Below are 14,686 nucleotides of genomic sequence, written 5' to 3'. Positions count from 1 at the left end.
TACCACCGCAGTTTCGTGCTATCCGAATTATCCAAAGTTAGGCTGCTTTTTTGCCATTCCAAAGCTCAAGCTGTAAAGATTGCTTGGGCTTTTTCACGAGCCTAACTTCGTATAATTGACTTAGAATTATGTGAAGCTCTTTAATGGTAACGTTTTACCCCCAACGGGAGATAGGCGTACCCACCTGTGAGAACAGCTACCCGTAACCTCACGGCAATGCACTGTATACGATGATTCAGAATATTAGTAATGCCTATTTCTCCAACGTTTTCTTGGAAAGATTAACGTTTTAATTCCAGCTTCCTTACATATATTAGAAAATAACTGAAGAACTTCCGCCCTAGTCATATCCATCCATTGTGCAAGTTCTGAATCATGAAAACAATAAAACTGTCGGCTATGATTTCCATTACCAACTTGTATCTGACCTAATTGGATTGCAAGTTTATATCTTGAGCGAATAGCCTTTAAAATATCAACAATCACGTCCATTTGATCACGCCATTGCTGATTATGTAAATAGGATTTCCCTTTTGCCATAGCTAACGTTTTTCCATCCCGAGATAGTAGACATCCAGTATTAATAGCAGTAATTGTATCTTCAATTGCTTTATCAAAGGCTTCCATAGTACCCTCTTGTTGAAAATAATCTTGAAATGCAGGCCTATCAAAACATTGTGAATAAAAGCGAATTAGTTCTGTGTCTTCGTCTTGAGATACTGCTGCTGAAGGTGCTTTCCCAGAAGCAACCAATCCGAACCAATCATCACGAAGACGCTTTAATTCAGAAGGTTGAAATTTTCGTCCTCGAGGATGCTTAGTATTATATGATTCAACTTCTGCGTGACAATCAAAACAGAGTGGAATTCCATTTTCATGTTCATCACTACCTCCATTCGCTTCTTGAATGATATGATGAACTTCGATTTTTGTCCCCTTATATTGTCTACACAGGCAACAAAATCGTGCTGCTTGCACTAATAAATCCTCAGCGACTTTTTGTGAAAATGACATAAGTACCTCCTTCCAATGGCTGAATTGTCGTTCCCACACTCACGACGCCCTTGCGCCCTAATGCGATGGTCGGGCTTAAGCTTTGCTTAACAAAGCTAGCATACTTGTGATAGACAATCCATTAATCTAATAATTTTATATCTGCAGTTAATTCTATTAACATTCCTTCATGAAGATATGTATTACTTACCAAAGCAATGTCTTTTAATGTGCCAATTTCGATCGGTTTTTCAAGAATCCTTCTAATTCTTATATCGTCCGTATTAATGATTATTCTTGCTTCACTCTGTGATTCAAATCGTTTGTCTTTAATAGCTAATTCCATAGGCGGCTTCTGACCAAAGTCCCACCAACCATACTGACCATATCCTTCAAAATCATAATATTTAACCCGCGTAATAATTATTTCTTCTCTTTTTAATCCGAGCGCCATAAGCCCTATGACGATTCTTTGCTCAAACTCCTGATAATTTTCAACAATAATAACAGCAGGCTTATCCTTTTGATCTAATTTTTCTACTTCGCGAGGATCTAAATTGTCCATAAAATCTCTGAAGTATGATGCTGGTACCGTTGCTGTTAACTTGTGCTTTCCTTCTATGTTTGGACATGTAAACATACTTTGTTTTAATATATAAAAGCAAAAACATGGCAATTCCATATCCCGAGCACTTTTTAAGTAAACACGTTCGCCAATTGAAACACGCATCAAATCTGAGTAATTCTTATATTTTTCATTCAACTTTTTTGCTTGTTCGATATCAAACATATGAAATGTTGCCATTGTTCCTTCCAGTTTGTCTCCGCGTCCCTCGCCTTTTTCAAAAGCATATTTAACCCAAGAATTTGGTGTATTAAATTTAATTTCTCCTTTTCCTAAAAAATCCTTAGCATGTATCTCTTTAGTGCAGCGAAAAACCGCAAAAAAGTTTTCCGGGTTTGCCCATACCCCTTCTTCCATTCCAATATACCACTCTTTCTCATGTTATCCTGATAACAGCTGCTTTTGCTATGCATCAATTTCTCAACTTAAACACTGTAAAAAATTCACTTTACCATATAGCCAGATATTATCTGCTTTTTATTGCCACAAAACTTATAATGCCAAACTGCCGATTATTAGCCTAATAGGCATATGGATAATCCAATCCAAATTTTATTTATCACTTAATAATTCCTTTAATTCGTCATCTGATAGTAGCCTTCTGCGGTATTTTAAGTCGTTAGGAATATTCTTATTTATTAAGCATTTATTTTCCAAACAGTCCAAATACAATGCTAATTTAACTAATGCATAATGCTCAAAATCACCCTTTGCACCTTCAAATGAAACATATTTTTCGAGGAATACACGTGCTTCTTTTAATTGTATGTACGCCCATTGCTTATTGCCATAGTCTGCATCATAGCTCAGATAACTGATTTTTTCAAGATTATATCCATATTTTCTTTGTTCGTCACTTCCGCTATAAGGTGAGTATAATTCAATATACAAAGATGTTTCTGTATTTTTTTCTGGATATAACAATCCATTATTTTCAAATCCCACGTAACTCATATTTTGCATGCTGTTATGTTCAAATGTGATAGCATATTTTAATGCATTTAAGTATGAATTTATCTTGTTTCGGTTGTGTGTGTCTGATAACTTAAGTTCAAATAAATTGATAATGTAATTAAATGGATGATAAACCTCTAAGCCATACCGGTCTTCCAATTCCTTATTTTGATTCTTCAGATAATCAATATAGTTATCAAACTCTTCTTCTTTTTTTATAGGTCTGTTTCTCAAATCAGAAATAACTTGTTTTTGATATTTGTCAATGGCATTCGTTATTTCTGCAATAAAATCCAATCTTGTTTTAACATATTTAAATATTTTGGAAATATATATTTGTACTCTTTTATTGCTATCTCTGTCTTTGCTTGTATATACAACTGCATAAATGTCGCAATCATCATCGCACCATATTCTTCCGTCATTCCAAACTACAAATGGACTACATTCAAAATCGTTATCTTGATATCTTCTGTGTCGGCTTGTTTCTATAGGGTGAACTGAACATAAAGAACGCAAGTATTCAAAATACTTTTCATCTGTTCCTTTTCCGTCATTGCCAAGCTGACTAAAAATATCTGTTGACTCCCTTATTACTTTATCAGACACATTAAAAATGTTGACAAGTTCTTTTACACAATCTACTACTACAGATGCGTTATTCATAAAGTTATAAAAATCAAATGCGCTACGGCTATATACTCCGGTGTTTAACTTAAGGTCGTTTAAGTAATAGACAGTGTCATCAAGCCTATCCATTATAGCGCATATTTTATCCCATGCCCGATGCTTTATATATTTATTTTGGCCTTTAAAATCGAAAGTTTTTTCATAGGAAATATTACGCTGCTCATTCACTTTATCTCTTAATATCCCAAGAACATAGGTATTGAGCTCTATTTGGAATACACCTTTCCCCATTGTATAATCCTTTCGTTGCACCTTGTTAAGACTGGTATAGTAGGCTTTTTCTATTTATCATAAATTTACTATTTTGTTAACAGGCTGTTTACCTTTTTTGTTCCTTCTCTCACAAAAAATCAACTACCCATTATAGACACTAGTTGAACTAACAAGATCATCATCATTTTATATAAATTTTTTTACACATTCCAGAGGCATACTTTCGTAAAATCCCTTTTCCTAAAAGAGAACCTTCTAATACGATTTGCCAATATTAACCTCAAATGTAATTCGACATAATTTTATGATCTTCCTTTCCAATTGACAATATAAAATTTAAAACCCTGTAGGAAGCCTCATAACGGTTAGATAAAAAAACTTCTCTGAAATAAGCTTTAGAGCAAAATAAATTTTTAGACACAAAAAAGCTTTAGCGCTGAAATTACTTTCGGCGCTAAAGCCTTTTGTGGTGGGAGTTGACGGGATCGAACCCCTTATGCCCTTACCTGTATTTAACTTCCTCAAATGACTAAAGTACTGGATTTTTTTGATTTCAACAATTTGTCACAACTTGGGGAACAAGCCAATAAGAGCTCTAAAACCAATTATTACCATGGCGATCAGGACCAAAAAGGTTTGCCATATTTCTCTTCAAGAGAGCATGGAAATTTACATTCTTACTTCACTAAACTGCATTACAGGTTTTATATCAGTGAAATTTACGATATCTTCCGTAAGTGACTGCTGGACAAGGGGAAATGCATCTTGAAAGGCTTCCAATGAATCAAATAACAGATAGCCGATGGCGATAAAGGCAGGAGGGGCACCGACATCAAGTCCAGCGTCAACTCCTCCACCTTTAAATGCAGCGCCAATTAGTTTCTGGCATAACGGTAAGTGTTTGTTAATGTAATAATCCATGTCAAACTTCTTGCCTTCTGCATAAGGATATAGAATTGTGAATTTAATCATTTATACTCCCTCCTTGTATTTTACTCGTGAGCATGGTAATGCCGGTGATCGCCGTCATGTGAGTGACGATGAAAATGTTCATCCACTAAATTCACGCTGAGCAGTAATTCCCGGCGGCTTAATACTTCGGCGGATTTGCCAACAGCTACCAAATGGTGATCCTCGCTGTTTGATTAAGTTTATCAGCCAGCGCTGGGTTCGTGGATCAAGCCCGTTGGTGGGACAAACAGCCTGTCACCTCCCAGGAAGATTAAGCTGACAAAAACCAAAAAACTGCTGCCCAAACGGGGAGCATAGCTGCGCCTATTACAGCACAGGCCTGGGGGCTGAGATAACCATCTAGTATATGCATAAAAACAACCTCCTGAACTCATACCACATCTATTTCTTTGATAAAAAACTCCTGGCCGGTATAAGGGGCAAGGCTGGCGCCACCACATTTCGGACAGGACATATGATCAAATCCTTTACGCCAATCGACCGGAAAAACTTCATTGCAGGCCCGGCAGTTACAGGTCAGGGGAATCACATTGATCTTCAAGGCAGCGCCCTCGGCAACCGTACCTCGCGCCAAATACAGGAAACATTTCTGCATCAGGTCTTCCACGATATCGCGCATCTCTCCGATTTCCAGCTTTACACCGACTACCCTTCTGGCTTTGTTGGCTTCGGCGTGCCTGATAACAAGCTGCAACACATTTTTGGTGACTGATAATTCATGCATAAGCCGCACCTTCGATAAGATAGATGTATACAACGGATGTCTTTATATAATTTCAGAATCCATACCCGGACCAATACAGAAGGAAACACTGGCCCGGGATGGATTCAAAAATCGTCGTCAGGTTGGGTTCGGTATCAGATTTCGCCGCGTTCCCTGCGGATGGCTTGCATTTTTTCATAAGCGTCGAATATAGTATCCTGCAGGGCGATGATCTCATCATCACTCTTCTTGACCAGGGTTCTGGCGCCTTTTGGACAAACGGGGACGCACTGGCCGCAGCCGACGCAGCGGTCAGCTTCGTTGACAGACTTTTTCTCGTCATCAAGGGAACAGCACTGTGTCGGGCACTTGGTAACGCAGGTGCCGCAGCCGGAGCATTTATCGCGGTCAACATTGATCCTGTAGTGGGAAACATGTGCGGTGGCGGCGCCGCCAAAGATTTTGGTCATCTGGAGCAGGCCGCATCTGTTGACATCGCAGCTGCACATGACTTCGCCTTCCTTGGAGTTTGCCACGTGCAGGCACAAGCCCATACCGATACTTTCCTTGATCATATCCAATGCTTCCTGCTCGGTCATCTCCCGACCGATCCCAATGTCGATATAGAAACGGGCCATATCGTCAAAGGCCAGGCAGACTTCTTTACGGGGATCGTCATAGCCTCCGCCCGCGGCCGTTGAAATCCGGCACAGACACTTGGAAACGGCGAACAGCTTTTTGGATTTAATCAGGTCCATGGCGTCGTCATAAGGCAGGACTTCGCTGCCAGTAACCAGGCTGGTATTGACCGGTATGGAACGGAAGAAAGGGACTTCGGTGCTTCCGAACCACTGCTTGCCCCAAATTTCGCCCACATGTGCGCCATAATCCGGGAGCCAGTCGGCTTTGCCTTCTTTGATGTCATTGTGGACATTGTCAACATTGAATTCAAGAAATCCGTGCGCTACGGGAGCCACCCGGTAAGTATTTACTTCACCCTCACGGCGCCTCCTGTAAATGAGGCCCTTCATGCTCAGGTCTTCCAAGATCTTTTCCGCTTCGGCTGTTTCTCTGCCGGAAAAGTTCGCATACTCGCCGGCGGTGAAGAACTTATCGAGTTCCATTTCCAGGACGTAAGCCGCGTCTTCCGGGGTGAAGAACCTTTTCAGCAGGGCGAATTCCACACCACTTTTGGTCGGACCGTAGCCGAAGGCGATTGAATTCATACGGTCCCTCAGTTTAACATATATATCAGCCGCTTCCTTTTTCAAAAAAAGCACCCTCTTTCTTGATTTTTTGAATAAAAATCATCAGCCTTATATAAAACTTGAAATTCAAGTCCAAATTGATGGCTTTTAGCATCACCCAGCATAAGTTATTTATGGTGTATACACCCAACGCGTTTTGCTCAACAGTGTTTTATAAAACAACCACTAAAGGGCAGCTTCTCATTTCCGGATCATTTAGTTGACTAACCAATGTTTCAGCCGGATTATATAGGAAATACCGTCTTTATTTCTGCTTCTTCTGGGCCACAGCGGACCGTAGCCATCCATACCATTTATCCATGCCGGCGCCTTTACGTACGGAAACTTCGAACGTAACAGCGCGCTTGTTTATTCTCTTTAAGTATTTACGGCATTTTTCAATGTCGAATTCCAGGATGTCCACCAGATCGATCTTGTTCAGCAGGAAAATGTCCGAACTCATAAATATCCCCGGGTACTTGAGCGGTTTGTCCTCGCCCTCGGCTACACTCAAAACCAGCACCCGGAAATCTTCGCCCAAGTCGTATTCTGTGGGACAGATAAGGTTCCCGACGTTTTCAATAAACAAAATATCCAGATCATCAAGGTCAAAACTGGGCAGGGCTCTTTTCACCATGCCGGCCTCCAGATGGCAGCCGCTTACGGTATTGATTTGGTAGGCGGAAATACCGGTCTTTTTGATCCTTTCTGCATCGTTGGACGTTTCTTGATCTCCTTCGATCACAGCCATCTTATACTCGGAAGACAGAGCCAGCACCGTCTTTTCAAGCAGCGTGGTCTTGCCGGCGCCCGGAGAACTGACGAGATTCAGGACCAGGACGCACTTTTCCTTAAACTCTTCACGCAAACGTGAAGCAATATGATTATTTCTGTCAAAGGCGGTCTTCATCGTCTGCAGTATTCTCACATCGTGGTCATGGTCATGCTCACCGCACCCACAGGTTAAGCACATGTTTGATTGCCTCCGTCCGTCACCAAACCTGTATTTCTTTGATGATTATTTCTTTCCCTGACAGCAAATCCCATTCCTCACTGCCGCACTCAGGGCATCTAAACTCTTTTTCCACGGCATTGAATACACGCCTGCATTTCAGACAAAGTCCATTAGCGGGAATTACTTCTATTTTCAGCTCCGCGTTTTCCAGCAGCGTCCCGGTAACCGCCGCCGGGTAGCAGGCCTCTACCAGTTCCGGTACGAGCGCGCTCAATTGGCCCAGCTGCAGCACAAGCCGCTTTGCTTTACGGGCGTGTTCCTCTTTTGCTTTAGCATCGGCAATTTGAACAATTTCTATGACCACGCCCATCTCATGCAATCTTGTACAGAAACCTCCTTGCACATCCTATGAAAATTATACACAGACACAAAAAAGATGAACATGTACAGACCTTTTAAAAATAGTTACCATATTGTGTGCTTACTACATCATTCTATATGCTCCTGTGATGAAAAACGCATATAGAAAAGGCACTTTATGCCCGTAGCACAAAGAGCCTTTGCCGAAGCTTTTCATCTCTTTTCAATAATACTGAGGGCCTGAGGGGGACAAAAGAAAGTACACATACCGCAGCCGATGCACCTTGCCGGATCGATCGCAATGGCGCCTGTTTCCATATCTATCGCGCCGGCGGGACAACTGTCGATACAATCGAGGCAGCCACTGCATTTGTCAGCATCCACCTGCGCCATATAAGCCGATGTTGACTCCATGCGGGAAACAACACCGGGAATGACTGTCCGCATGGAAATACAGCAGCAGGGGCAGCAGTTGCATACAAAGTATGACGATCCATTGTTCTGCGGCTTAACTATCTCATGGAACAGACCCTCCGCCTCACTTTTTTTCAGGACCTCGACGGCTCCCTCCCGGGAGATGGGGCGGCCTCTACCCGTCCTGATAAAGAACTCCGCGTATGGGCCGATCTGAATGCAGATGTCTTTTATGGTGTGGCCGCAGCTTTGTCCTAGTTTTTCCTTGGCGCTGCGGCATAAGCAGTCAGACACGGAATAAACGGAACCCTTATCTATATAAGAAAGCACTTCAGCAAAAGAAGCATGATATGGGTTGGCAGGTACGGTAACATTTATCGGCACAGAACGGCCGGCGGATGTTTTCCGTTCCGGCCCATGGATAAACTCATTGATCTCATCCACATAATCCTGGATGTACTGTGCTATCTCAACGTCGAGCCCGTCATTGAGCAGAAAATCCAGGATGCCGGAGCAGAACGGCGCCAGCTGGTAGAAAGTCCCGCCATCTTTATATGTGGCAAAGGAGATCCCTTTCCGGACCAGCCTGTCCAGCATTTTTTCGGCCTCGTTCTGGGAGAACCCCGTTTTGGAAGCGAATTCCTCGGCAGTAATTTCCTGTTCGTCCAGGCTCATCGCAGCCTTTACGTCTTCTTCAGATAAGAGCCGGCGGAATATCCTGACAAAAGCCCTGCTTTCATCATGGGGCTTGCGGCAAGGATTTTCGTATATTTGATCAATATGGTCCGCCAGTTCGCTGTAAATACTCATATGCAGTGTTTTCATCCTTCCTTCAATCGAACAGATCAGCTTTCAGCAATTCCTGCAGCATATAGGAATAGCTGAATTTCAGCCTGACCTCTGCGTCTTCGAGGTCGATATTAAACAGCTCCCTGGCGCGGCTGATCCGGTAAGAAACGGTGTTTTTGTGAATAAACAGCTTGTCCGCCGTGCACTTCAGGTTTCTGTTGAACTGAATATAGTAATAGAGTGTTTCGAAATACCTGGTATCGTTTTGCTGGTCGTATTCGATGATACTTGCGCACTCTCTGCTGATATAGCCCTTGATGTCCATCTTATATTTTTTTAATCCGGATAGCATCAGGTCATATAGTTTATAGTCCTCGTAGCTCACGATGCACTCCGAGGGATTGAGCTTCGCCAGCAGCTTCAGGATCCGTATGGTCTGGTCGTGGTATTTGCGGCTCAGGAACAGGTCGTCAAAACTGTCGCTGAAGCCGATCCGCAACTTGTTTTTGGCGTAGTAGTCCCGGTGCTTAGAAAGGTACTCCATCATCTCCTTTTCCGTCATCCCGCTTTCAAATAGGATCACCGCGTCGTTCATATAGCTGACGGAGATGGCGCCTTTAAAAACCTGGTTTATGTGTTCCCGTAGGTGATCGACCCGGATATCATAGGTGTTGTTATAGAGCCCGATATCGATCACCAGGATATAGTACCGCGAATTCAGCTTAAAACTGGTGTTTTTCATGCAGTCCAGGAGCGTTTTCCGGTCACTGAAGTTGCCGTTCAGGCAATCCAGCAAAACGCTGCCGTAATCGGAATACAGTTTTCCGCCCACCGCCCTGTTGCCGGCGTCAATCATTTTGGCCAGCAGCCTGCTCAAGACCTGCAAAAAAATCAGGTTCCGCTCGCTAATCCTCCCGTTGGCCTCGATGGACAGCAAATAACCCATATGGTTCCAGCCGACGGTCAGCCTGCTGATGCAGCGCCTGAGCGGACTGGCCAGGCAGCCGGTGAAAAACGGCTGGTTCAGTTTGGTTTCGTTTTTTATTTCTTCTATGTTGCTGAACATGGTGATGAATTCATAAGAGCAATAGCCGCGCGATATGATGTCATTCCACTGGAAGTCATCTGTGGTACAGGTTGCGGAGCTGGCTATAACTTTATAGCTGTTGTCGAGAATGGCAATCGGGTTGTTGATGGTCTGCGCCGCCACCTCGATAATATCCTGCAGTTTTTCCTGCGACAGGAAGGCGTCAAGCAGGATGTACGTATCTTCAAAGACGAGATTTTGATTGCTGATCAGCGAAGCGCATTTTTCCGTGAGTTCATCCAGGTCTGTGTCCCGGGGAAAAACCACGATGCAGTTGTCATTTTTATTTGGAATACTGAAATCGTCTATATCTTCAATTAAAAAAAGCGTTATTCCATTCAGAAAACGCAGGGTATTTTGCATCTGTGATTCATAGCCGATATAAAGCGTGTTTTTTACAAAATCAGTATTGACGGTTATCCTGTCAATATTGGTCACAACCGTATTATGTTTTGGTATGGAGATCACTCTGGGCGAATGGCCCCTGAAAGCCATAATAAAATTCTTAATTTGTTGCATCAGTCTTCTCCTTTTCCGCTGCCGGGCGTCTTTACCCTTCCTGGCAGCTGATATGAATAGACTATTCAGCGTTATAATTATATGAAGGATGACAGATATATTTCAAGCCTTAATTATATGAAACTTAAAATATTAAGGCATTTTAATAAACCGGAAAACGAGGAGTACATTTTGCACCCCTCGCTTTTATTGATCTAAAAAGCTTGCTGCCGGTTTATGCCTGCCACTCCTTTACGTTCTTCCGGATCCAGTCACACCATTTGTCGAAGCCCTCACCAGTCTTGGCGGAGATAAAAAGCACCTCAGCCTTCGGGTTGCGTTCACGAATTCTCCTGACAGCCGTATCATCGTCAAAATCAAAAACACACTTGGCGTCAATCTTGTTGATCAGCACTAAGTCAGAGACCTGGAACATCAACGGGTATTTCAGCGGCTTGTCATCGCCTTCCGGCACACTGAGGATCATAACGTTCCGGCAGGCGCCCGTATCAAACTCCGCCGGGCAAACAAGGTTGCCCACGTTTTCAAGCACCACGAGGTCCAAACCTGCAATGCCGAATTCGTCCAGGCCCTGCCGCGTCATGTCCGCGTCCAAATGGCACATGCCGCCGGTATGCAGCTGTATCGATTTGGCCCCGGTGGCGGCAATTCTTTCAGCATCCACCATGGCGTCGATGTCGGCTTCCATGACGCCGATTTTCATTTCGTCTTTCAGCATTTCAATAGTGCGTACCAATGTAGTGGTCTTGCCCGCGCCAGGTGAAGACATCAGATTGACCATGAAAGTCTTTGCTTCTTTCAAATATTTGCGCAGTTCATCCGCCGCCTGGTCGTTCTCAGCGAATATACTCTGCTTAACTTCAATTAATTTAATTTCCGACATAACATCAGCACCTTTAGATTTTTTACACCACCGGTCTGTTTAATCGTTTTCCCGGAACATAATGTTCTTCAGCACAAATTCTCTGCCGCCGAGGATAGTCTTATTCCGGCTCCGGCATTTCGGGCATTTGCCTTCGTTCTTCATGACATTATATAATGATTGGCACTCACGGCAGAGAGCCTGGCCGGGGACATTCTGGATCAACAGTGTTGACCCTTTAAGGATCTCTCTGCTTTCAATCACAATCGGATAGTATTTTTCAAGAAATACCGGAAGGATTCCGGAAAGCTCTCCGACTTCAACAGAAATAGATTCGATCCTTTTAACATTGTTCTCCACCGCAATTTTTTCTGCCATTTGGACCATTTCGTATAAAACGCTAATTTCATGCATAATTTTTTTTATTTCTTTTCATTTGCCAGAATTTGACCAAGTGCAGCCAGCAGATCTTCATACTGCATACCCCACGCGTCATATTCTTTCCGCAAAGTGATGGCGTCAAACTTGCAGCGGGTGGTGCACAGGCCGCATCCGATGCAGATATTTTCATCAACATAAGCGACGCCGCAGCTCAGGCAGCGGTCGGTCTCTTTCTTGACCTGTTCTTCGGTAAAGGTGGTGCGGGAGTCATGGAAAGTCTTGACAGCTTCTTCCCTGACCAGGGGACGCTGGCGCGGCACTTTATCATAGCTGCTGAGATCAGCGTTTTCCTTATCAAGATAACGGAGGTTTCTGCGGTCACGTCCCAGCACAAGACTATGGCCTTCCCAGACATAACGGTGCAGGGATTCGGCCGCTTCCTTGCCTGCCGCAATGGCGTCGATGGCAAACTTCGGACCGGAATAAGCGTCACCGCCGACAAAGACATCGGGTTCCGCGGTCTGGTAAACTTCGAAGGGAGTCGGCAGGTGGTATTCTTCGGGCTCCAGGCCGGCTGCCACAGCGGTCTTAAATGTAAGGACATCCTGAATCGGCACGGTCTTTGCCGTATTGTTGCTGTTTAGTTCAACCTTGCTGCCCTTCAGCAGGCTGCCCCATTCGATGGACTGACCGATAGCGGCAAGGACATTGTCACATGCTACAGTGGTGGTGTCGTTCTCGTCGTACTTCGGGTTGAACTGCTTGGTTTCCGGATCGATGACGGACAGACAGCGCTTGAATTCCACGCCGACGACCTTTCCGTTCTCGGTCAGGATACGCTTCGGCCCCCAGCCGTTGTTCAGGGAAATGCCCTCTGCTTCAGTGTCTTCTATTTCATCCGCGGTAGCAGGCATGTCCTCGCGGGATTCCAGGCAGTAAAGCGCAACCTCTACGGAGCCCTTGCGGACAGCGGCCCTTGCCACATCGACCGCCACATTACCGCCGCCGATAACTACGGTCTTGCCGGCCAGATCTGCCTGCCGGCTGAGATTGACCTGCTTTAAGAAATCAATTCCGGGAATAACGTTTTCAGCGTCTTCACCTTCGATACCGAGCTTGCGACTGCCCTGGGCGCCTACTGCCAGGTAGAAGCCCTTGAAGCCGGCCGTACGTAGTTCGTCCAGAGTGACATATTTACCGACTTCTGCTCCGGTAATAAACTTTACGCCCATGGCACGCAGGATATCGATTTCCGCTTCCACAATGCTTTTTTCCAGGCGGAAGGACGGAATACCAAGTGTGAGCATGCCGCCGAGCTTCTGTTCTTTTTCAAATACAGTAACATCATGGCCGAGTTCCGCCAGGTAATAAGCACAGGACAGGCCGGCAGGGCCGGAACCGACTACTGCAATCTTCTTGCCCTCGTCAAACAATTTCTTAGGGACAAAGCGGGTTTCAGCCTTCATTTCCTGCTCGGCAATGAACTTCTTGATTTCATCGATAGCTACGGGATCATCGATATCGCCGCGGGTGCAAACCTGTTCGCACTGGCGGTTGCAGATGCTGCCGCATACCGCGGGAAGCGGATTTTCCTTCTTAATCAGTTCCAGCGCCTCAAGGTACTTGCCCTGGGAAGCCAGTTTAATGTACCCCTGAACAGCAATGTGCGCCGGGCAATTTGTCTTGCAGGGAGCAGTGCCGGTTTCCGGAACAACATAATCACGTTCGGTCAGCAGGTCGGGTCTCCAGTTCTTTTCACTGTATTCAGGATTTCCCGGAACTACAGCGCCTTTGATTTCCACAGGCTTCTTTTCGCAGAGTTTCTGTCCCAGCTTAACAGCATTCTGGGGGCATACTTCCACACACTGGCCGCAGGCAACACACTTTTCTTTGTCAACACCGGCTAAATAATTTGAACAAACCATGTTCGGGGTGTTGCAGTACCAGGAAGTACGCAACGCCATGCAGGAGGACCAATGGCAGTTGCAGATAAAAGTAGACTCTTCAGGTCCATAGACATTGGTAAGTTCATGGACAAAGCCGTTTTCTTCCGCTTTTCTTAAAATGTCATAGCATTCTTCCTTAGAAATCCTTCTTGCTTTGCCGGTGCGGATACAGCTTTCGGCGAAACTGCCGAGTTCAATGCACCATTCACCTTCCAGGTCATGCCCGATTTCACCGTTCATCCGGCGGGTATGACGGCATTCACAAGGGGCGACGGCAATAGAAGGGTAGTATTTGTCAATCCAGTGGGAAACCTCTTCCAGGTCAACCTTCTTACTGTCATTTTCGATTGCCTTCTGCACCGGGAGCGCCCTTACAAGACCGGTGCCCATGGGAAAGTACTTGGAGAACCCCTTGTTCAGACCCTGAATATAGGCCGGGAAGGCCCAGGCGATCTGCGGGTACTTATCCGTACGCCAATAATCCATTGCTCCCAGTTCCATACTGCCGGGAACAAAAATAGGAAGATAAACGCGGTCCACACCTTTGTCATCAGTCATGTACTCAAGAATACCGATATGCACCATCTCGTCGATCAGTTTCGCGGTATATTCCAGAGGCTTGCCGATTCTCTCAGCGATTTGGTCGATATAGGTTGGCGTACGGAGTTCAATCTTCAGTGCGGTGTCAATCATTTCGTCGGTCAGCAGCGCGTCAAAAAAGATATATTCCGGGGATGTTTCGGTCGGATTCTGGTTCAGCACATTGATATGCGTGACCAATTTGGCAAGATTCTCTCGCAAAATTACCAACTCCTTATTAATTCTGATTTCTAATTACAGAAGGCATACTCCAGCCTTCTGTAATTACCTTAAAATAATTATATAGAGCCGGAAATTCATTTAACATATTTCCCGCAATCAAAACAAAAGCCCCTTTCTGTTTTCAAAGCACAAGACTCTATCCGGCTGGTAGATA

13 protein-coding genes are annotated in these 14,686 nt (G+C 44.6%); all 13 read right to left on the bottom strand.

Annotated elements, in window-relative coordinates:
• Positions 1–243: 243 nt before the first annotated feature.
• The gene (locus ACOBQJ_RS14770) at positions 244–1,014 is read right to left on the bottom strand and encodes an HNH endonuclease (protein ID WP_421072528.1); all 771 of its coding nucleotides are present in this window, start codon (positions 1,012–1,014) and stop codon (positions 244–246) included.
• Positions 1,015–1,135: 121 nt separating this feature from the next.
• Complete coding sequence (locus ACOBQJ_RS14765; protein ID WP_421072527.1) at positions 1,136–1,975, bottom strand: hypothetical protein; 840 nt, start codon at positions 1,973–1,975, stop codon at positions 1,136–1,138.
• Positions 1,976–2,170: 195 nt separating this feature from the next.
• Entirely contained in the window at positions 2,171–3,493 is a 1,323-nt protein-coding gene (locus ACOBQJ_RS14760; RefSeq protein WP_421072526.1) for a hypothetical protein, read from the bottom strand.
• 651 nt (positions 3,494–4,144) lie between these two features.
• A complete protein-coding gene (locus tag ACOBQJ_RS14755; RefSeq protein WP_421072525.1) occupies positions 4,145–4,447 on the bottom strand; it encodes an EthD family reductase in 303 nt (100 codons plus the stop codon).
• Positions 4,448–4,817: 370 nt separating this feature from the next.
• Entirely contained in the window at positions 4,818–5,171 is a 354-nt protein-coding gene (gene hypA, locus ACOBQJ_RS14750; RefSeq protein WP_421072524.1) for a hydrogenase maturation nickel metallochaperone HypA, read from the bottom strand.
• Positions 5,172–5,305: 134 nt separating this feature from the next.
• Positions 5,306–6,421, bottom strand: a complete 1,116-nt coding sequence (locus ACOBQJ_RS14745) for a 4Fe-4S binding protein (RefSeq protein WP_421072523.1) — start codon at positions 6,419–6,421, stop codon at positions 5,306–5,308.
• Positions 6,422–6,662: 241 nt separating this feature from the next.
• A complete protein-coding gene (gene hypB, locus ACOBQJ_RS14740; protein WP_421072522.1) occupies positions 6,663–7,370 on the bottom strand; it encodes a hydrogenase nickel incorporation protein HypB in 708 nt (235 codons plus the stop codon).
• A 19-nt stretch (positions 7,371–7,389) separates the two neighbouring features.
• Positions 7,390–7,722 (bottom strand): hydrogenase maturation nickel metallochaperone HypA, encoded by a 333-nt coding sequence (locus tag ACOBQJ_RS14735; RefSeq protein WP_421072535.1) that lies wholly within the window; start codon positions 7,720–7,722, stop codon positions 7,390–7,392.
• Between the two features lie 203 nt (positions 7,723–7,925).
• A complete protein-coding gene (locus tag ACOBQJ_RS14730; protein WP_421072521.1) occupies positions 7,926–8,936 on the bottom strand; it encodes an indolepyruvate ferredoxin oxidoreductase subunit alpha in 1,011 nt (336 codons plus the stop codon).
• Between the two features lie 22 nt (positions 8,937–8,958).
• Positions 8,959–10,521 (bottom strand): PucR family transcriptional regulator, encoded by a 1,563-nt coding sequence (locus ACOBQJ_RS14725; RefSeq protein WP_421072520.1) that lies wholly within the window; start codon positions 10,519–10,521, stop codon positions 8,959–8,961.
• Positions 10,522–10,735: 214 nt separating this feature from the next.
• Positions 10,736–11,404 (bottom strand): hydrogenase nickel incorporation protein HypB, encoded by a 669-nt coding sequence (hypB, locus tag ACOBQJ_RS14720; RefSeq protein ID WP_421072519.1) that lies wholly within the window; start codon positions 11,402–11,404, stop codon positions 10,736–10,738.
• A 39-nt stretch (positions 11,405–11,443) separates the two neighbouring features.
• The gene (locus ACOBQJ_RS14715; protein ID WP_421072518.1) at positions 11,444–11,797 is read right to left on the bottom strand and encodes a hydrogenase maturation nickel metallochaperone HypA; all 354 of its coding nucleotides are present in this window, start codon (positions 11,795–11,797) and stop codon (positions 11,444–11,446) included.
• A gap of 8 nt (positions 11,798–11,805) precedes the next feature.
• On the bottom strand, positions 11,806–14,511 hold the full coding sequence (locus ACOBQJ_RS14710; RefSeq protein ID WP_421072517.1) for an FAD-dependent oxidoreductase: 2,706 nt from the start codon (positions 14,509–14,511) through the stop codon (positions 11,806–11,808).
• Positions 14,512–14,686: the final 175 nt, after the last annotated feature.

It is taken from the genome of Pelotomaculum propionicicum (genome assembly GCF_048984525.1).
In the GTDB taxonomy this organism is placed as follows: domain Bacteria; phylum Bacillota; class Desulfotomaculia; order Desulfotomaculales; family Pelotomaculaceae; genus Syntrophopropionicum; species Syntrophopropionicum propionicicum_A.
Note: the sequence above shows the minus strand (reverse complement) of the source record. Positions and strands in the feature narration are given on the sequence as shown.

Bases quoted from the DNA above. Each gene is read 5' to 3' on its own strand.
- ACOBQJ_RS14770 (WP_421072528.1), bottom strand. From the start codon at position 1,014: ATGTCATTTTCACAAAAAGTCGCTGAGGATTTATTAGTGCAAGCAGCA.
- ACOBQJ_RS14765 (WP_421072527.1), bottom strand. From the start codon at position 1,975: ATGGAAGAAGGGGTATGGGCAAACCCGGAAAACTTTTTTGCGGTTTTT.
- ACOBQJ_RS14760 (WP_421072526.1), bottom strand. From the start codon at position 3,493: ATGGGGAAAGGTGTATTCCAAATAGAGCTCAATACCTATGTTCTTGGG.
- ACOBQJ_RS14755 (WP_421072525.1), bottom strand. From the start codon at position 4,447: ATGATTAAATTCACAATTCTATATCCTTATGCAGAAGGCAAGAAGTTT.
- hypA (WP_421072524.1), bottom strand. From the start codon at position 5,171: ATGCATGAATTATCAGTCACCAAAAATGTGTTGCAGCTTGTTATCAGG.
- hypB (WP_421072522.1), bottom strand. From the start codon at position 7,370: ATGTGCTTAACCTGTGGGTGCGGTGAGCATGACCATGACCACGATGTG.
- ACOBQJ_RS14735 (WP_421072535.1), bottom strand. From the start codon at position 7,722: ATGGGCGTGGTCATAGAAATTGTTCAAATTGCCGATGCTAAAGCAAAA.
- ACOBQJ_RS14730 (WP_421072521.1), bottom strand. From the start codon at position 8,936: ATGAGTATTTACAGCGAACTGGCGGACCATATTGATCAAATATACGAA.
- ACOBQJ_RS14725 (WP_421072520.1), bottom strand. From the start codon at position 10,521: ATGCAACAAATTAAGAATTTTATTATGGCTTTCAGGGGCCATTCGCCC.
- hypB (WP_421072519.1), bottom strand. From the start codon at position 11,404: ATGTCGGAAATTAAATTAATTGAAGTTAAGCAGAGTATATTCGCTGAG.
- ACOBQJ_RS14715 (WP_421072518.1), bottom strand. From the start codon at position 11,797: ATGCATGAAATTAGCGTTTTATACGAAATGGTCCAAATGGCAGAAAAA.